The organism is Mesorhizobium sp. LNJC405B00 (assembly GCF_000502615.1).
Taxonomy (GTDB): Bacteria; Pseudomonadota; Alphaproteobacteria; order Rhizobiales; family Rhizobiaceae; genus Mesorhizobium.
Genome location: NZ_AYWC01000009.1, coordinates 375,595 through 392,343, shown reverse-complemented (window position 1 = coordinate 392,343; position 16,749 = coordinate 375,595). Strand labels below are relative to the sequence as shown.

The 16,749-nt window shown below is 63.1% G+C and carries 12 protein-coding genes, 1 tRNA gene and 1 pseudogene; 9 read left to right on the top strand and 5 right to left on the bottom strand.

Annotation, left to right across the window (positions count from 1 at the left end):
- The first annotated feature begins 25 nt into the window (after positions 1 to 25).
- Positions 26 to 1,125: pseudogene (locus X756_RS01000000165750) on the top strand (transposase).
- A 316-nt stretch (positions 1,126 to 1,441) separates the two neighbouring features.
- Here X756_RS01000000165750 and X756_RS146980 read toward each other — a convergent pair.
- Together X756_RS146980 and X756_RS146985 are read right to left on the bottom strand one after the other, a co-directional pair.
- Positions 1,442 to 2,152: an RlmE family RNA methyltransferase gene (locus tag X756_RS146980; protein WP_023694903.1), complete on the bottom strand. Its 711-nt coding sequence runs from the start codon at positions 2,150 to 2,152 to the stop codon at positions 1,442 to 1,444.
- A gap of 247 nt (positions 2,153 to 2,399) precedes the next feature.
- Positions 2,400 to 3,743: a Ppx/GppA phosphatase family protein gene (locus tag X756_RS146985; protein ID WP_023730532.1), complete on the bottom strand. Its 1,344-nt coding sequence runs from the start codon at positions 3,741 to 3,743 to the stop codon at positions 2,400 to 2,402.
- A gap of 351 nt (positions 3,744 to 4,094) precedes the next feature.
- Here X756_RS146985 and X756_RS146990 point away from each other — a divergent pair, with 351 nt between their 5' ends.
- The 8 genes from X756_RS146990 (at position 4,095) to X756_RS147020 (ending at position 13,992) form a co-directional block, all read left to right on the top strand.
- A complete protein-coding gene (locus X756_RS146990) occupies positions 4,095 to 5,030 on the top strand; it encodes a lysylphosphatidylglycerol synthase domain-containing protein (protein WP_023730531.1) in 936 nt (311 codons plus the stop codon).
- A 146-nt stretch (positions 5,031 to 5,176) separates the two neighbouring features.
- Positions 5,177 to 5,250, top strand: a tRNA-Gln gene (locus tag X756_RS146995).
- A gap of 9 nt (positions 5,251 to 5,259) precedes the next feature.
- Complete coding sequence (locus tag X756_RS0134820; protein ID WP_027049613.1) at positions 5,260 to 5,886, top strand: hypothetical protein; 627 nt, start codon at positions 5,260 to 5,262, stop codon at positions 5,884 to 5,886.
- A 398-nt stretch (positions 5,887 to 6,284) separates the two neighbouring features.
- Positions 6,285 to 6,788: a hypothetical protein gene (locus X756_RS147000; RefSeq protein WP_023730530.1), complete on the top strand. Its 504-nt coding sequence runs from the start codon at positions 6,285 to 6,287 to the stop codon at positions 6,786 to 6,788.
- A gap of 289 nt (positions 6,789 to 7,077) precedes the next feature.
- The gene (locus tag X756_RS147005) at positions 7,078 to 10,419 is read left to right on the top strand and encodes a M10 family metallopeptidase C-terminal domain-containing protein (RefSeq protein WP_023730529.1); all 3,342 of its coding nucleotides are present in this window, start codon (positions 7,078 to 7,080) and stop codon (positions 10,417 to 10,419) included.
- Positions 10,420 to 10,491: 72 nt separating this feature from the next.
- Complete coding sequence (locus X756_RS147010) at positions 10,492 to 10,914, top strand: hypothetical protein (protein WP_023730528.1); 423 nt, start codon at positions 10,492 to 10,494, stop codon at positions 10,912 to 10,914.
- A 34-nt stretch (positions 10,915 to 10,948) separates the two neighbouring features.
- Complete coding sequence (locus X756_RS147015) at positions 10,949 to 12,685, top strand: type I secretion system permease/ATPase (protein WP_023705801.1); 1,737 nt, start codon at positions 10,949 to 10,951, stop codon at positions 12,683 to 12,685.
- Positions 12,682 to 13,992, top strand: coding sequence for an HlyD family type I secretion periplasmic adaptor subunit (locus X756_RS147020; protein ID WP_023705800.1), 1,311 nt, complete (start codon positions 12,682 to 12,684; stop codon positions 13,990 to 13,992). The genes X756_RS147015 and X756_RS147020 overlap by 4 nt, the downstream gene beginning before the upstream one ends.
- Before the next feature lie 63 nt (positions 13,993 to 14,055).
- On the opposite strand, the gene X756_RS147025 is transcribed toward X756_RS147020, so the two are convergent.
- The 3 genes from X756_RS147025 to X756_RS0134815 all read right to left on the bottom strand — a co-directional run bounded on the left by X756_RS147025 (position 14,056) and on the right by X756_RS0134815 (position 16,473).
- Entirely contained in the window at positions 14,056 to 15,489 is a 1,434-nt protein-coding gene (locus X756_RS147025; RefSeq protein WP_023730527.1) for an aldehyde dehydrogenase family protein, read from the bottom strand.
- Between the two features lie 116 nt (positions 15,490 to 15,605).
- Positions 15,606 to 15,989, bottom strand: coding sequence for an ACT domain-containing protein (locus X756_RS147030; protein WP_023700600.1), 384 nt, complete (start codon positions 15,987 to 15,989; stop codon positions 15,606 to 15,608).
- A 40-nt stretch (positions 15,990 to 16,029) separates the two neighbouring features.
- A complete protein-coding gene (locus tag X756_RS0134815) occupies positions 16,030 to 16,473 on the bottom strand; it encodes a GNAT family N-acetyltransferase (RefSeq protein WP_031238874.1) in 444 nt (147 codons plus the stop codon).
- Between the last annotated feature and the right edge of the window lie 276 nt (positions 16,474 to 16,749).

The window sequence follows — 16,749 nt, the reverse complement described above, 5'->3', positions numbered from 1 at the left end:
CTGATTCCCGCGAAGGAACGCCACCATGACCAAGACTGAAGTTAAGACCGCCAGCGCTGCCGTCAAAGACATTTTGCTTTCGAACCCGGATGGATTGCACGAAGTGCTCCGTGCGGTGATGCAGGAGGTGCTTGAGGCCGAGATGGACGAGGCGCTGGGTGCCTCGAAGAGCGAGCGCACGCCCGAACGGCTTGGCTATCGCTCGGGCTATTACGGCCGNGGACGAGGCGCTGGGTGCCTCGAAGAGCGAGCGCACGCCCGAACGGCTTGGCTATCGCTCGGGCTATTACGGCCGTACCCTTGTGACGCGGGTCGGCACGCTCGAGCTGCGGGTTCCGCAGGACCGGGCCGGGCGCTTCTCCACCGAGCTGTTCGAGCGCTACCAGCGTTCCGAGCGGGCCTTGGTGGCNATCGACTGGGACGGAAGGCGCCAGATCCTGGCCGTGGAGATGGCCAATCGCGAGAGCCGCTCGGCCTGGAGGGACTTCCTCGTCGGCCTCAAGGCGCGCGGCCTCAAGGGCGTCGAGTTGGTTGTGTCCGACGATCACGCCGGCCTGGTGGCAGCGATCGGCGAGGTGATCCCCGAAGCCGCCTGGCAACGCTGCTACGTGCACTTCCTCAGGAACGCGCTCGATCATCTGCCGAGGAAGCACGGCGACGACTGCCTGCAGGAATTGCGCTGGCTCTACGACCGGCGCGATCTCGCAGAGGCCAGGGCTGATCTTGCCGCATGGCTTGCCAAATGGTCGGCACGCTATCCGCGCCTGACAGGCTGGGCCGAGGATGCCATCGAACAAACCCTGACCTTCTTCAGGCTGCCNGTCGGCACGCTATCCGCGCCTGACAGGCTGGGCCGAGGATGCCATCGAACAAACCCTGACCTTCTTCAGGCTGCCGAGACAGCACCACAAGCATCTCAAATCCACCAACATGCTGGAGCGGCTCAACGAGGAAATCCGCCGGCGCACCTATGTCGTGCGCATCTTCCCCAACACCGAAAGCTGCCTGCGCCTGGTCAGGGCGTTGGCCGTCGAGACCAATGAAAACTGGATGGAGGCCAACCGATACATCAACATGGACGACCTGCGCGAGCACAAGAAGCTCGCTCTGCGCCAAGCCGCATGACCAGCATCATGGCCGCCCCTTTTTGCAGAACTNTTGGCCGTCGAGACCAATGAAAACTGGATGGAGGCCAACCGATACATCAACATGGACGACCTGCGCGAGCACAAGAAGCTCGCTCTGCGCCAAGCCGCATGACCAGCATCATGATCGCCCATTTTGCAGAACTTGACGCACACAACCGGGAGATCGGATATCACGCGGCTTTCGCCAATCTTGCAACTTTGAAGGAATGGCGAGGCGGTCGCAGCTGCCAATCTCCCCCCTTGCGGGCGAGATGTCCGGCAGGACAGAGGGACGGAACGCTACGAAGCGCCTTTCACGCCGTGCCGTCTCTGCCCTTAAAATCCTTCGCCAGCAAATACAGTTCCACCGACTCATCCCGCGACGCCGGCGGCTTCACGTGGTGCACCGAGCGGAAGTTCTTCTTGAGCATCGACAGCAGCTCGTTTTCGGCGCCGCCTTGAAACGTCTTGGCCAAAAAGTGCCCGCCCGGCTTCAGCACCGACAGCGCGAAATCGGCGGCCACCTCGCACAGATGCATGGTGCGGATGTGGTCGGTTCGCTTGTGGCCGGTGGTCGGCGCGGCCATGTCGGACAACACGATATCGGGGTCGCCGCCCAGCGCCTCGGCGAGCTTTTGCGGCGCTTCCGGGTCGAGGAAATCCATCAGCAGCACCGGCGCACCCGGCACCGCATCCATTTCGAGATAGTCGATGCCGATGACATGTGGATTATCAGCCGTCGATTTCGTCCTCGCGGCCGCCACCTGGCACCAGCCGCCGGGGGCCGCACCGAGATCGATGACCTTCATGCCGGGTTTCAGCAGATGATGCTTGTCATCGATCTCGATCAGCTTGTAGGCCGCGCGCGAGCGATAGCCGTCGGCCTTGGAGCGCTGGACATAGGGATCATTGATGTGGCGCTGCAGCCAGCGGCGCGACGATTCCTTCAGGCCGCTCTTCTTCTTGATCCGCGTCTTGAGGACACGAATGCTGGCGGAGCCCGGCTTTTCCGGCTTCTTGGTCATGACGTTATTTCTTGTTTGAGTTTTTGCGCTGGCCGAGTTGCCGCCGTTTTTCGGCGGCTTCGCGTTTCGCGAAGGGCTTCCCCCACTCCGTCGCCGCTTCGCGGCGCCACCTCTCCCCCCTCCGGAGGGAGAGGAAAGGCGCCGGTCTGCATAAGTTCGCGCCCTTCCTCTACCCCGTCGATCGGGGGAGAGGTGTCGAGCGAAGCTCGACGGAGTGGGGGTCGACCGTTCACCAAAGCAATGCGGATCATGCTCGGCCCCGCCCACTGTTGCGCCAGACGCCGTCATCGGCCATCAGCTCGCTCAAAATCCCTTCGCGCAGGCCGCGGTCGGCGACGCGCAGGCGCTCCGACGGCCATACCGCGCGGATGGCTTCGAGTATAGCACACCCGGCCAGCACCAGGTCGGCACGGTCGGCGCCGATGCACGGGTTGGCGCAGCGCTGCTGGAAATCCCAGCCGACCAGTTTTTCGACCATGCGGTCGACGCTGTCGCGGTCCATCCACAGCCCGTCGACGCGGCGCCGGTCGTAGCGTTCGAGGTCGAGATGGACGCCGGCCAGCGTCGTCACCGTGCCGGATGTGCCCAGCAGATGGAATTTCGGACTGGCCAGCACATGGCTCAGCCGGTCGCGGCCGTCGAAGGACTTTAGCCGCACCGCGACATCATCGACCATGGCGGCAAAGATCTCGCGCGTCACCGTGCGGCCGCCAAAACGCTCGGCCAGCGAGACAACGCCGACCGGCAGCGACGTCCACGACACGATGTGGTTGGCCAGCCGCGGCGAGCGCTGGCCGGTGAGGTCGATCAGCGCGATTTCGGACGAGCCGCCGCCAATGTCGAACAGCACCACGCCTTGCGTATCGCGCTCGACCAGCGAGCCGCAGCCGGATACAGCAAGCCGCGCCTCGGTCTGGCGGTCGATGATTTCCAACTTCAACCCCGCCTCTCGTTCGACGCGCTGCAGGAATTCGACGCCATTGTCGGCGGTGCGGCAGGCCTCGGTGGCGATCAGCCGGGCTTTCCTGATCTTGCGGTTGCGCAATTTGTCGCCGCAGATCTTCAGCGCCTCGACGGCGCGGTCCATCGCCGCCTGGCTCAGGTGCCCATTCGCCGTCAGCCCCTCGCCCAGCCTGACGATGCGCGAGAAGGCGTCGATGACGCGGAACTGGCCATGGCGCTGCGGCACCGCGACCAAAAGCCGGCAATTGTTGGTGCCGAGATCGAGCGCGGCAAACACCGGCAGTTCCTGCATCGGCGGACGATGCATTGACTGTTCCGGTCGGGATTGTGGCGCCGAGGGCAAAGGCACCGGCGCTGGAGCGGCCGGGCCGACGCAGGCCGGCGCACTAACCGCTGCGGCCGTTGCGAGAGGGCTGTCGTCGCGCGCAAAAACCTTGCGCCCACGCCGGCGCTTGCGCCGCTTTCTCGCCTTGCCTCGCTGATGCTGGGCGTCGCCGGCCTGTCCGTTACCGGACTGAGGCCCCGCCTGGCGGGGCCGCCCGGCGGATGGGCTTGGCCCGCCTGACGGCGGCGAAGCCCTGGACACGCCCACTTCCGGCGCGCCAGCGCCGGTGTCGTGGTCTTCCACTTCAGTTCCTTCCGGCGCCGCGCGAACCGGAAAACCGGACGCAGCAGGCGCTTCAATCTTTTAAGTTGCCGCCAGAGTAGCAGTGCCGGGCCGGATCACCAAGAGCAGCGGGTCAAATTTTGGCGGCTGCGTCCTGCCAGGTCCCCGCTGCTTTGCAGTGTCCCGGCGTTCGCTAGCCTTTCATCGTGCCACTGGCACGATGAATTCGCCGTTGGCGAACCGGCTGCTCACCCTTGCCGGTTGAATAGCCAGCTTCAATGAGGCATTTCTGAAATGAGGGGGAATATTGGTGAATCGCGGACGTTTTCACGCCCGCCTGGGCGATGGGCAGCAACGCATGACGAGAACTCCATGAGTTGGAGGCGCTATCTGTGGCCGGTCATCGGCATCGCGGCGGTCATCGGGTCGCTGCTGCTGCTGTGGCATGAGTTGCGCGGCATCTCGATCGACGATGTCTGGGACGGCATATCAGCCATCCCGACGCGCGGCTGGGTGCTGGCGGCGCTGAGCTCGGTGGNGGTCGCCTACGCCTCGCTTGCCGGCTACGACCACATCGCGCTCTTGCATATCGGCAAAAAGGTCTCGTGGCTGTTCGTCACCTTCTGCTCCTTCACCACCTATGCGCTGTCGCACAACATTGGCGGCTCGGTGTTTTCGGGCGCCGTGATCCGCTACCGCGCCTACGGCACCAGGGGGCTCACCGGCCAGGACGTCGGCATTCTGGTGGCGATCTGCTGGATCACCTTCGTGCTCTCCAGCATTCTGGTTGGCGGACTGGTGCTGGTGTTCGAGCCTGCAATCATCGACCGCTTTTCCGGCGCCCCGCACCACGGGCTGGCGATCGCCGCCGGCATCGCTTTGCTGATCCTGGTCGGCGCCTACATCTTCGGCAGCTGGCTGCATCTGAAGCCCCTCAAGATCGCCGGCTTCCAGCTGCACTATCCGGCGCTGCCGATCGTGGCGCGGCAATTGCTGATCGGTCCGATCGAGCTTTTGGCGGCGGCGGCGATTATCTTCTTTGCCCTGCCCGTTGCCGGCAATCCCGGCTATTTCGTCATCCTCGGCGTGTTCCTGGTCTCGTTCTCGGTGGCGCAGATCTCGCATGCGCCGGGCGGGCTCGGCGTGTTCGAGGTCGTGTTCCTCGCCGGCCTGTCTGATATGGACCCGGTCGGCGTGCTGGCCGCACTTCTGGTGTTCCGGCTGTTCTACCTGATCATCCCGCTGCTGATCGCGCTTGGCGTGGTGCTGTTCTTCGAGCACTCGCAATACAGCCGGACGGACAGTTGAGGTCGCGCCGGGCGACAGCGCCCGCCTGGCGCAATTGGCTGATGAAACACCGAGATTGAAATGCAACGCAGGCTTGACTATTTTCCGGCGGCGGCTACAAGGCACGCGCGGCTGCTTCGGCGGCCCACCAGCGCGACAGCGCCTGCTGGGGAATAGGTTAACGGTAGACCCACGGACTCTGACTCCGTTAGTCCTGGTTCGAATCCAGGTTCCCCAGCCAAGGCACGTCATGCCCACTGACAGCCAGTACATCCTCGAACGCATCCGCCAGGGATGCGTGGAGTTGTCCGACGACGAGTTCGCCATCGACAGGCTGGCAAAATATGTCGGCAACGGCAGGATCCGCTGGCACGTCGAGTTCCGTGGGCACCGCATCGAGCTGACCACCGGCCAGATCAAGAAGCAGCCCACCTTCCGCAGGAAAATCCTCGAACAGGCTGGCGTGTTGCCGCCGCAGCGTGCCGGGGCCGACTACCGGCGATGGGCTCTCGATCTGAGGCGGAACGCCATCGAGCTTCCCTGGCGCGACAGGCCGGTCGACGCCGGTTTTGCCCTCGACAGGCTGACCAGCCACGGCGATGGGCGTTGGTCGGTCGAGTACCAGGGCAAGGCCATCAAGTTCACGACGACCAAACTGCGCCGTCAAGTCAGTTTCCGCAAACGCATGCTGGCCAAGGCCAAGGTGCTTCCGCCGGAATTGGCCCCGCCTGCCTATCGCAAGTGGATGGACTGGCTCATTCAAAACGCGACTGAGGCTGTGCCGCAGGCCGGCGAAGCCTCGATCACAGAGAAAAGCTGGCTTGACGACCTGCCGGAGCTGGCCGGCTGGGAAGATGAAGCGCCACCCGAGAATTGATTGGGTTCCAATGATCATGAAATCGAGCGATGCGTCTCCGGAACTGCGCGATTGGGCAGCTGTCGTTCTGGGGATACAGACCGGTATCGGAATGCTTACCAAAACTGCCCAGCGATAACCCTCCCGCCAGGCCTCATATTCCTCCGGCGGGAATTTGGTCGCCGCCCAAGTCAGCGGCCGGCGCCGCTCATCAAGAGATTGCCTGAGTAGGCGCCGGCCAGGCGGGCATTGGGGTACCCGCCGACGCTACATTAGCATTCACGCATAGATTTGGTATGGCGCGAACGCGGAAGTGCCTTCACAGCAGCATTACCGCAACTTTTCCCAAGACCCCCAACCCGCAACGCTGCGATGGTTGAAACGCCCAGCGTTTCGGCGCGGCTTGCCTGGAGACAATCATGATGACCTTTCTCACCGTGCTCGCATCCGAAGGTCCGCCAGCCGACCGGGCGAAAGACATGGACCTGTATGGATGGTTGATCGGCAGTTGGGACTTGGAGACGCTCCACCACCGCAACGACGGCACAATTCAGAAATGGGATGGCGAGTGTCACTTTGGCTGGGTGCTCGAAGGCCGCGCCATTCAGGACATCTGGATCAGGCCCAGGCGCCCTGCCCCGTCCACCATGTATGGCACGACCTTGCGCGTCTTCGATCCCGGGATGGGTGGCTGGCACATCATCTGGAGCGATCCGCTCAACCAGGATTACTCGCGCCAGATCGGGCGGGCCGAAGGCAAGGACATCGTCCAGATGGGCGCCGACTCGCGCGGCCTGCAGGCTCGGTGGCGGTTCACCGAGATCACCGCCGGCAGCTTTCACTGGATCGGTGAGGAGAGACGAGCGGAGAGCGACCCCTGGCGCGTGACATATGAACATTTCGCGCGCCGGACGGGATCCTGAAGCACGCCTGTGCATTCAGCCCCTCGTGCCTACGGGCGAGGTACGACCATAGATTAGCGATAGCTCAATTAACACCAAACCAGTATCTCAAATCGCCGGTACAAGCGCGCCCAAGAACCTTCATATGTACCGAGCGCGAACTGAGGCTAGACAAGTGAAGATTCCAATAGCATTGTTGGCACTGGGACGGGGCTCGACCGGCAAGCGCAAACGATGCTTGTCGGTGGTTGGCAACTGCTAAACCGTACAGCCGTAATTGCCACGGCTGCGAGACCAAGGAGTCCCAAGGATGCCGAACCCAAGCCAAACCAGCGATGAATGGTGGGTCAACGACCAGACGCCGGATAACCCTTACGGCAAAAGCGAAGATTACGGAGCCTTCCTCACCTACCTTGGAGCGCTGGACCGGTCGATAACGCCGGCGATCGCGGCGGGAACGCTGAGAATCAATGTCTCCGAGCTCAATGACCATCCCGAATACAAGGCCGCCGCGATCGGCGCCTTGCAGATGTGGGCCAGTGTCACCCCTTTGAAGTTCGAAATCGTCGACAATGCACCATACAACAGCGCAACGGACTGGATGCAGGTTGTCAGCCCCGAACTGGGCGAAGAGGACGACGGCAGCGCCTATTCCAACGACCGCTATGTCAGCATCGGCCAGCGTTTCCACGACACCGAGGTCAACAAGACGGATATTGGCGGCTATGTCTTCGATTCCTTCATCCATGAATTCGGTCATGAGTTCGGCCTGAACCACCCCGGGCTCTACAATTACAGCGGCCCCGGCGGCGTACAGATCAATTATCTGAACAATGCGACCTGGACCTACGACCGTCAGCAATACAGCGTCATGTCCTATTTCGACGGGATCGATGTCGGTGAAACCAGCCGCTGGTCGGCGTCAACGCCGATGATGGCCGACATCGAGGCAGTCATCCGCCGCTTTTTCTCCACCGTCGACGAGAACGGCGTGCGCACCTATCAGCATATCGACCTCAACACGGGCGACAACGTCTACGGCTTCGGCAGTGCCGTGGACGGCTACCGGCTGACCTCCTCGGGCATGCAGCACGATATCGGTTTTGTCATCCATGACACCGGAGGAACCGACACGATCGACTTCTCCGGCTCGACGGCCGGCACGATCCTCGATTTGCGCGCCGGGCAATTCTCCAGCGTCAACGGCCATAGCAACAATGTGTCGATCTTTGCCGGGCACAACGCCGACGGCACCGACTATTACATCGAGAACGGCATCGGCAGCAGCTATGACGACGTCCTGATCGGCAATGACGGAGCCAACGTGCTGGATGGCCGCGGCGGCGGCGACCGCATGGCCGGCAATGACGGCGACGACACCTACTTCGTCGATTCCCTCGACGACATCGTGCGCGAGGAAGCGAATGGCGGGAATGACACGGTCGTTCTGCTGAACCGGAACTTGAATATCCGGAAAATCGCCAACGTCGAACACATCATCTACGCCGACGAGTCGACACTCCAGCCTGGAGACGGCGGCACCGAAACCGCACCGACCATCGGCGACAACACGATGACCAGCGTCATCTTCGGCGACAATGGCAACAATACGCTCGACGGCGGCGCCGGCGACGACACGATCTTCGGTCAGGGCGGCGATGATCTCATCATCGGCGGCCGCGACTCGCTCGCCAGCCGCGACATCAACAACACCATCGATGTCGCCGACCTTCCAGACCAGACCGAGAGCGACGACGGCAATGACACGCTCTATGGCGGCCGCGGCAACGATACGATCCTCGGCGGCCAGGGCAACGACATCCTCGACGGCGGCGACGGCGACGATACGCTGAGCGGCCAGGATGGCGTCGATATATTCAGGGGCGGCGCCGGCGTCGACACGGTCGACTTCAGCAAGGAGAGCCCCTTCCAGCTGCTCGTCAACCTCGAGACGAACGTGGCCAGCGGCGGAACCGCTACGGGCGACACCTTCTACAGCATCGAAAACCTGATCGGCTCCGATGACCGCATCGACCGTTTCATCGGCACGTCGGCGGCAAATCATTTCTGGGGCCGGGGCGGCGGCGACTATTTCAACGGCGGCGGCGGCAACGACATACTGGATGGCGGCAATGACGGCGACATCCTGTACGGTGAAGCCGGCAACGACACGATCATCGGCGGCGCCGGCCAGGACTATCTGGATGGCGGCGCCGGCATCGATAAGGTCGTCTACGAAGGCAGCTCCGCCGGCGTGACGATCGACCTCGCCAATGGCACGGCCAATGGCGGCGACGGCGATGGCCCGGTGCAGATCGTCGGGCGCGGCACCGTTATCCGGCACGACATCCTGGTCGGCTTCGAAAACGCCGTCGGGTCGTTCTTCGACGACCATCTCATCGGCAACGCCCAGGCCAACAAACTTTCCGGCGGCGCCGGCAACGACACGCTGACCGGCGGTGGCGGCGCCGATATATTGAATGGCGGCGCCGGCAGCGACACGGCGGACTACGCCGACGCGGCCAGCGGGCAAAACCTCAAACTGGGTGGCGGCAAATCCGGCGGCGACACCTATATCTCGATCGAAAATCTGGCTGGCTCGGGCTTCAACGATCACCTGACCGGCGATGGCGCGGCCAATGTGCTGACCGGCCAGGGCGGCGCCGACAAGATCGACGGCGGCGGCGGCGATGACACCCTGCTCGGCGATTTCGCTTATCAGGGCGATGCTCCGCCACGCCCGGGCATGGGCACCGGCTACGCCACGCTCGGACCGGACGCGACCAACAATTCGGTCTCGACCGCCTTCGACATCTCGAACAACTTCTCGCTGACCGCCGACCCCGACATCTTCGATTCGACGACCACCCTTCACACCACCGTCAATGCCACCGGAAACGGCTTGGGCGGATATTACAGCATCAACCTGGCGGCCGGCACGATCATCACCATCGACATCGATGGCATTGCCGACCCCAATGTCCATGACAGCATCGTCAGGGTGCTGGACAGCGATGGCAATATCGTCGCCCAGAACGACGATGGCGGCAACGACCCCGGCTCCAACAACGGCCGCGATTCGAGCACCAGCTTCATCGTTCAGGAAACCGGAACCTACTATATTGTGGAGGGCGAATGGTCGGACTCGGCTCCTGGCGATGGCTGGGTCGAATCCGTGCCGGAGGGCTCGACTTACAAGCTGAACGTGTCGGTCGAATTCCCGCCGGCACCAGCTCAGCCGGGCGTTGCGGGCGCCGATACGCTCAACGGCGGCGGCGGCAGCGACCTTTTGGATGGCGGGCTGGCTGCCGATACGCTGACCGGCGGCGCCGGCGACGACTATTTCCGCTTCTCGACAGAACTCGGGAACGGCAACATCGACTGGATCAAGGACTTCAAGGTCGCCGACGATACGATCCTGCTGGACAACCTCATCTTTGCCAGCGTTGGCGGCGACGGCGTCCTCGCTTTGGGCTCATTCTACAAGAGCGCAGCCGGCGCTGCTCATGATGCCGACGACCGCATCATCTACGACACCGACAGTGGAATATTGTCTTACGACGCCGATGGTTCCGGACAGGGAGCGGCCGTTCAGTTTGCACACCTGAACACAAATCTGGATCTTTCGGCTGCAGACTTCATCGTCATCTAACGCGTTGCCGGGAGGGGTGCCGTCAGGCTGCCCTCCCGCATACCCCAGCGCAGTGAAAAGGGAGAGGACGCGATGACCGACCGCCGCACGGTGTTAATGGCCGCCGGAGTTGCGGCAGTCGCCGCGGCCACCGGGGCAGCGGCAGCGCAATCGCCAGATATTCGCGCGCCAGATATTCGCGCAACAGATATTCGCGGCGCCGTCACCTTTGTGGGCGGCAAGGCTATCCCGGAAGGTCATCTCGAGATCTATCTTGAGGATCCCGCCATTCAGGACAGTGGGCGACGCCGCGCCGCCAAAACCAGCCTCAAGAGCGAGGGCGGCTCAAAGACCATGGAATTTTCCTTGCCCCTGCCCGCAAGCTCGACCGCTTCACCAACGCTGCAGGTCATTGCGCGCCTGGAGCGTGCGGACGGCTGGCTGGTGGCGCGGGGCAGCGCGCAGTTCCAGGCCGGCCTGCCCGTCCATGTCACACTCAAGGCAGTTATCTATTGAAGGGCGAGATGCCATATCCTGATTGCGAGCCTGCATGCAGCTGACGCCATCGACGCCGCTTACGCTGGTCGGAATCCTGGCGTCCTTTCGACGTGCGTTTTCGGGCATCGTCCTGATGAGCGGGGTCGTCAACGTGCTGACCCTGACCGGCTCGTTCTTCATGCTGCAAGTCTATGACCGCGTCGTTCCGGGTCGCAGCGTGCCGACGCTGGTCGGCCTGGCGGTGCTTGCGGGAACATTGTTCGTGTTTCAGGGCGTGCTGGAGTTGATCCGCTCTCGCCTCATGGTTCGGCTGGGACAGGGGCTGGACGCAAAGCTGAGCCCGTCGGTCTATTCGGCGCTGATGCGCCTGCCGCTGCGCGCCAAGCCTTCCGGCGACGGGCTGCAACCCCTACGGGATCTCGATCAGGTCCGCTCCTTTATCGGCAGTGCCGGACCGACCGCTTTGTTCGACCTGCCATGGATGCCGCTCTACATCGGCATCTGTTTCATTTTTCATTTCTGGATCGGCGTTACCGCGCTTGCCGGCGCCGTTGTCCTGTTTGCACTGACGCTTCTGGCCGAATTCCGGACCCGCGGCCCGACAAGGATCGCCGGACAGCACGCGGCCGTTCGCAGCACGTTGGCCGAGGCGACAAGGCGCAATGCCGAAGCCATGCAGGCCATGGGTTTTGGCGGGCGTATCGCCGAGCGGTGGTCTGCCGTCAATGCCGAGTACCTGAACGCCCATGCGGCGGCCAGCGATGTCGCGGGAACGCTTGGCACGATTTCCAAGATCCTGCGGTTGATGCTGCAATCGGCAATGCTGGCGATCGGCGCTTATCTGGTCATCAAGCAAGAGGCGACCGGCGGCATCATGATCGCAAGCTCGATCATGATGGGCAGGGCGCTGGCTCCGATCGAACTGGCGATAGCGCATTGGAAGGGTTTCATTTCGGCGCGGCAAAGCTGGGCACGCCTGAAGCAGCTTCTGTCCGCGCTGCCGGAAGGCGCAACCGGCGTGACCCTGCCCGCGCCTGTCAGCGCGCTGGCGGTCGAGAATGTCAGTGTCGCGCCGCCGGGCGAACGCACGCCGGTGGTGTGGGATGCAAGTTTTTCACTGGCCAAGGGAGCAGGCCTGGGGGTCATCGGCCCGAGTGCTTCCGGCAAATCATCGCTGGTGCGTACGCTTGCAGGTGTCTGGCTGCCGGCGCGCGGCGCCGTGCGGCTGGACGGAGCGACGCTTGACCAGTGGCCGGCCGACGAGTTGGGCAAACATATCGGCTACCTGCCGCAGGATGTGCAGTTGTTCGACGGCACGATTGCGCAGAACATCGCCCGCTTCGACCCGGATGCGTCATCCGACATGGTGCTTGCGGCAGCCAAGGCCGCCGGCGTGCATGATCTCGTCGTGCATCTGGCCGACGGTTACGACACGAAGGTTGGCGAAGCCGGCGCCTCGCTGTCGGCGGGGCAACGGCAGCGTGTCGCCCTTGCCCGCTCTCTCTATGGCGATCCGTTCATGGTCATCCTGGACGAGCCGAATTCCAATCTCGACTCGGAGGGTGAAGTGGCTTTGTCCGCAGCGATCCAGGGCATCAGGGACCGCGGCGGCATCGTTATCGTCGTCGCGCACCGGTCCAGTGTGCTGGCCAATGTCGATACGGTGCTGGTGATGGCCAATGGCCATGTGCAGGCCTTCGGTCCGAAGGACGAGGTGCTGAACAAGGTCTTCCGATCGGCAGCGCCGCTCAAGGTCGTTGCCGCCACGGAGCGAGGCGTTCCGGCATGAGCGAGGACAGAAGCGCTTTGCATCACCGGCAGGTCCGCCGCTATCTCGTGGCTGGCGTTGCTACCTGTCTGCTGCTTGTCGGAGGTGTTGGCGGCCTGGCGGCAGTGACCAAGATGTCGGGTGCGGTGATCGCAGCTGGCCGGCTGGTGGTCGATTCCAATGTAAAGAAGGTTCAGCATCCGACGGGCGGCGTGGTCGGCGAGATCAGGGTGCGTGAAGGCGACCGGGTCAAGGCGGGCGATATTCTGGTGCGGCTGGACGAGACGACAACGCGCGCCAATCTGGCGATCGTCTCAAAAGGTCTGGATGAGTTTTATGCACGGTTGGCGCGCCTGGAGGCGGAGCGTGACGGCAAGGACACGATCAGCTTTCCGGACGTTTTAACATCGCGGCGCGACGAAGCCGGTGTCGCCGCATCGATGGCCGGAGAACAATCGCTGTTCGATTTCCGGCACCAGGCGCGATCCGGCCAGCGATCTCAATTGCGCGAACGGATCGCCCAGTTGACGCAGGAGACCGCCGGCCTGACCGAGCAGCGGCAGGCGAAACGCCGCGAGATCGAGCTGATAGGGATCGAGCTGGAAGGGGTGCGGTCGCTCTGGCGTCGCAAGCTGATAGGGATCGAGCGGATGACGGCGCTGGAACGGGACGCGGTGCGGCTCGAAGGCGAGCATGGCCAGTTGACCGCCGGAATTGCCCAGGTGAAAGGCAAGGCGTCCGAGATCGAACTGCAGATTATCCAGATCGACCAGGACCTTCGCAGCGAGGTCGCAACCGACTTACGCGAAACCCAAGGGAAGATCTCCGAGTTCGTCGAACGCAAGGTGGCGGCCGAGGACCAGTTGAAGCGCATCGATCTGCGCAGCCCGCAGGATGGCGTGGTGCTGCAGTTGGCCGTGCATACGATCGGCGGGGTGATCACCCCCGGCGAACAGGTGATGCAGATCGTACCGGTGACGGACGACCTGACCGTTGAAGCGCATATCGCACCGCAGGATATCGACCAGGTGACGATGGGCCAGAATGCGATTTTGCGCCTGTCGGCCTTCAATCGGCAAACCACGCCGGAGCTGACCGGGACGCTGTCGCGGATCTCGGCGGATCTCACCATCGAAGAGCGCACCGGAGCAGCCTTCTATGTGGCGCGGGTGACGCTGCCCAAAACCGAGGTCGCCAAGCTGCGCGGGCTGGCGCTGGCGCCAGGCATGCCGGCCGAAGTGTTCTTCCCGACGGGCGACCGGACGATGCTTTCCTATCTGGTGAAGCCGCTGTCGGATCAGATCCAGAAAGCTTTCCGGGAAGAGTGAAGCCGCACCTTTGAGAGCTGAAGCCTCGGGACCGGCTGGTTGCCGGTCCCCAAGGGGTAGCCCCTACTCCGCTGCCTTATACCCCGCGATGCCCTTGATCTCGAGGAAATCCTCCAGCCCGTATTCGGCGTATTCGCGGCCGTTGCCGGATTGCTTGTAGCCGCCGAATGGCAGGCCGGCGTCCCATTGCGGATAGTTGATGTAGACAGTGCCGGTGCGCATGCGGGCGGCGACTTCGCGGGCCTTCTCGATATCCTTGGCCTGGATGTAGGACGCCAGCCCATAGACAGTGTCGTTGGCGGTGCCGATCGCCTCTTCCACTGTGTCGTAAGGCATGATCGCCAGCACCGGCCCGAAGATTTCCTCGCGCGCGATGCGCATGTCTGATGTGACGTCGGCGAACACGGTGGGGCGGACATAGTAGCCGCGGTTGAGCTCGGCCGGACGCCCCGGTCCACCCGCGACCAGCGTGGCGCCTTCATCTATGCCGGCCTGGATCAGGTCCTGGATCTTGTCGAACTGGATCTGGCTGACCACCGGGCCGAGCTTGGTGCCGGCCGCATCGGCCGGGCCGACGGTCAATTTTTCGGCCGCCGTCTTGGCGTAGCCGGTCGCCTCGTCATGGCGGTCGCGCGGCACGAACATGCGGGTCGGCGCGTTGCAGGACTGGCCCGAGTTGCTGAAGCAGCCGGCGACGCCCTTGCTGACGGCCTTTTCGAGATCGACATCGGGAAACAGGATGTTGGCCGACTTGCCGCCGAGTTCCTGATGCACGCGCTTGACCGTGTCGGCGGCCGCCTTGGCGACCAGGATGCCGGCGCGGGTCGACCCGGTGAACGACATCATGTCGACATCGGGATGGCTGGACAGCGCCTGGCCGACGCCCGGGCCGTCGCCGTTGACGAGGTTGAAGACGCCCTTGGGAACGCCTGCCTCGTCGATGATTTCGGCAAAGATGATGGCGTCGAGCGGGGCGATTTCCGAGGGCTTCAGAACCATGGTGCAGCCGGCGGCAAGGGCGGGGCCGACCTTGCAGGTGATCTGGTTCAGCGGCCAGTTCCACGGCGTGATCAGGCCGACGACCCCGATCGGCTCCTTGACGATCAGCGACGAGCCCTTGACGTGGCGGAATTCGAACGACTTCAGCACCTCGGCCATCTTCCGCAGATGTGCCAGGCCAATGCCGACCTGGCTGTCGAGTGCCATCTGGCGCGGCGCGCCCATCTCGCGCGATACGGCCAGCGCCAGATCGGCGCTGCGCTTCTTGTAGACCTCGATTATGCGGTTGAGGATATCGAGGCGCTCCTCGACCGAAGTGAAGCCGAATGTCTCGAAGGCGCGCTTGGCGACCGCAACCGCCTTGTCGACATCGGCCTTTGAGCCGAGCGAAATCTGCGCGAAAGCATCTTCGTTTGACGGGTCGATGACGTCGAGTGTGCTGGGCACGACAGGATCGACCCACACGCCGTCGATATAGAACTGCAGATTGTGTGACACGGGCTTCTCCTCGGGGGATTTCTGAATTGATGGGGGCGATCGCCGGATCGTCGTATCGGGGATAACGATGGGGCAAGAGCGATGTCAAACGCAAGGGCGGGCGATTGAGCCTACGGCTACAGAAGCGTGTGCCCCGCCGCGACCAGAAGCCCCCTTGCCGCGGCTTCATCCTTGGCTTTGACGAGCAGATGGTCACCATCGAAGGTGGATACCAGAAAAATGCCGAGTTCGTTTTCCGACAATGGTTTTATCACCGACAGGACGATGCCTGTTTCGTCGAAGGCAAAGGGACCTTGGAGTTTCAGGGCGACCCAGTCCCTGTCATGCTTCACCCCGTCCGGCACCCGATCCTGCAGGCAGACAACCGAAAGCTCGTCGTCGGTCCTGGTAATGCTGACGAAGCCCGGCCCGTCCGCCCAGCCGGGAATGCTGTCTTTTGCTTCGAGGCGCGAAACGGCATACCGCCCCGAGAGCGGCTTCAACCGGACCCTGACTGCCATCCGATCCTCCTTGTTATCGGCCATTACCCCAGTTTCTTGCTCATATAGACCGTGATGCCGTCATGAACGGCTCCTCCCGGCCGATCGTATAGCCATGCCGTTTGTACAACAACACATTGGCCATGAAGGCGCCATTGGTCAGCAGGCGCAACTCGAAGCAACTGGCCTCTAGCGCCTTCTGCTCCGCCCGTTCCAGCAGCAGCCGGCCGATTCCCCTGCCCTGCGCCTCTGGCGCGACGCAGACATTCTCGATCCAGAGATGATCGTCGGCCAGCATGGTCTCGATCATGCCGACGATGCGGCCATTTTCGATGGCGAGATCGAACGGATGTTCGGCGACCGCCTTGTCATAGTCGGCGCGCATCGGCAGCGGCTCGCGGCCGATCAGAGGCACCCATTTGGCATAGGCGGCACGCACAATGTCCTTGATGGCAGCAGCGTCCGCCGGTTGGGCCGGCCGAAACAGGATGGAAGAATTGGACATGGCAAAGGCTCCAGACATGAAAACCCCGCCGGCAGACGTCGCGGGCGGGGCTGGAACGAACGAACCGGAATTTTATTGGGCCGGTCCTTTTCGTCGCGCAAACAGCTTGCCGCGCTGCGTGGTGCAGGAACGGCGTCGCTTGGCGATGGCGAACGAGAAAACGAACATGACGCCACGCTGGAGCAGGAAGCGCGGCGCTGTCAAGATTTTGGCGTTGGCCCAGCCTCCGAGTTGACCCGCGCGGCTAGAGCGGGCGGCGCCGGCAAGGCCATAAGT